The sequence below is a fragment of the Flavobacterium sp. GP15 genome (assembly GCF_014281985.1).
GTDB classification, from domain to species: Bacteria; Bacteroidota; Bacteroidia; order Flavobacteriales; family Flavobacteriaceae; genus Flavobacterium; species Flavobacterium pygoscelis.
The window spans coordinates 1-566 of record NZ_JACFTC010000039.1; the positions used below are offsets into that span (position 1 = coordinate 1).

Annotated in this window: 1 protein-coding gene; it reads left to right on the forward strand. The window is 34.8% G+C overall.

All coding sequences use genetic code 11. The annotated features are described in order from the left end of the window. Positions 1-372: 372 nt before the first annotated feature. On the forward strand, positions 373-566 hold a 194-nt coding region (locus H2650_RS15820), incomplete at its 3' end, for a hypothetical protein (RefSeq protein ID WP_223151132.1).

The window sequence follows — 566 nt, forward strand, 5'->3', positions numbered from 1 at the left end:
TGTGACAGCTATGAAAAAACGAGACGTAATCACAACATTTAAAGGATTTTAGATTGATGATTAACGATTTTGATTTGAGATTTAATTGTAATAGAATTGTTGAAACTCGAAAAGCAGAAACTTAAAAATTTGGATTGGAAATGTGGAAACTTGAAAAGTAGAAACGTGAAAATTGGAATGGAAATGTGGAAACTTGAAAAGCAGAAGCGTGAAAGTTGGAATGGAAATGTGGAAACTTGAAAAGTAGAAACTTGAAAATTGGAATGGAAATGTGGAAACTTGAAAAGCAGAAGCGTGAAAGTTGGAATCGACAAGCAGAAACTTCAAAGTTGGAATGGAAATTTAGAAAATTAAAAAGTAGAAGCGTGAAAATTGGAATCGACAAGCAGAAACTTGAAAGTTAGAAGCGGAAAATTAACCGGAAATAAACACGTAAATAGCCGTCACATAACAGCCGTTTGCCATGATTGCGGGTTTAGTGGAATTAACGTTTTTATTCATATCTTCGTTACGGTAGAAAATACTCTGCTAGAAAGTCCGCAACCACGGCAAGCGCCAATACGTTA